Source organism: Paenibacillus sp. OT2-17, assembly GCF_009827695.1.
GTDB lineage: Bacteria > Bacillota > Bacilli > Paenibacillales > Paenibacillaceae > Paenibacillus > Paenibacillus polymyxa_B.
In genome coordinates, this window is sequence record NZ_WUDQ01000822.1 from 1 (window position 1) to 1223 (window position 1223).

Here is a 1223-nt window from a genome sequence, read left to right on the forward strand (position 1 = left end):
AGCAACTTTTGCAGGTGGCTGCTTCTGGTGCATGGTTTCCCCTTTTGAGGAATTACCCGGTATTTTGAAGGTTAGATCTGGATACACAGGGGGACATACCGAAAATCCTACCTATGAAGAGGTGTGTTCTGAAACAACGGGGCATGTGGAAGCCGTACAGATTACATTTGACCCACAAGTTTTCCCGTATGAAAAACTGTTGGAGCTATTCTGGCAGCAGATTGATCCGACGGATGAAGGTGGACAGTTCCACGATAGGGGTTCATCCTACCAAACGGCTATTTTCTATCATAATGAAGAGCAACGAATCAAGGCAGAAGCGTCTAAAGAAGCTTTGGCTCAAAGTGGCCGCTTCGACAAGCCCATTGCTACACCGATCCTGCCTGCGGCCACTTTTTATGAAGCAGAAGAATATCATCAGGACTATCATAAGAAGAACCCCGCTCATTACAAGCGCTACCGCAAAGGTTCGGGACGTGAAGATTTTATCGAGCAAAATTGGTCCGGCAAGATTGATAAATCCGATCTTAAAGATCGGCTGACGCCTATTCAATACGAAGTAACACAAAAAAACGCGACCGAGCGCCCTTTTCAAAATGAGTTTTGGGATCATGAGGGTGAAGGCATTTACGTGGATATCGTATCAGGAGAGCCTTTGTTCAGTTCATTGGACAAATATGACGCAGGTTGCGGTTGGCCCAGCTTTACCCGTCCGTTGCGCAGCTACAATGTCAAAGAAAAAACTGATCTCAGCCATTTTATGATCCGTACCGAGGTGCGAAGTCGTGAAGCTGACTCCCATTTAGGGCACGTATTCGATGATGGTCCTGGTCCAGATGGTTTGCGTTATTGCATAAATTCCGCCGCGCTCCGCTTTGTGCCTCAAGAAGACTTGGAACGTGAAGGATACGGAGCATATAAGTCATTATTTGAACAGTAAATAGCCGTGGAATCATTGGGGCTGACCCGCGATCTATCTTTAATAGATGATCACGGGCCAGCCTTTTTTGGGATGTGGCAGCACATCATTACGTAAGCTAGCCATTTAACTCATTACCCATCCAAGCCAAATGGCTAGCGGTACTAGCAATAGCTGGGCTAATAAAGTACCTGCCAAGCGCGAGATGATCATCCAGCCGTACATGCTGTTCATCCGAGTTAAGGGTAGCTCCCCTCGTAGCGTTTTCTCCGACAGAACCGCCAATCTTGGATCAATTAACAAG

General features: G+C 46.9%; 2 protein-coding genes. One reads left to right on the forward strand and one right to left on the reverse strand.

What is annotated here, in order from left to right:
* On the forward strand, positions 1 to 940 hold a 940-nt coding region (gene msrA / locus GRP75_RS27395; protein WP_160790941.1), incomplete at its 5' end, for a peptide-methionine (S)-S-oxide reductase MsrA.
* 105 nt (positions 941 to 1045) lie between these two features.
* Here msrA and GRP75_RS27400 read toward each other — a convergent pair.
* The gene (locus GRP75_RS27400; protein ID WP_272917252.1) at positions 1046 to 1222 is read right to left on the reverse strand and encodes a lipid II flippase family protein; all 177 of its coding nucleotides are present in this window, start codon (positions 1220 to 1222) and stop codon (positions 1046 to 1048) included.
* Position 1223: the final 1 nt, after the last annotated feature.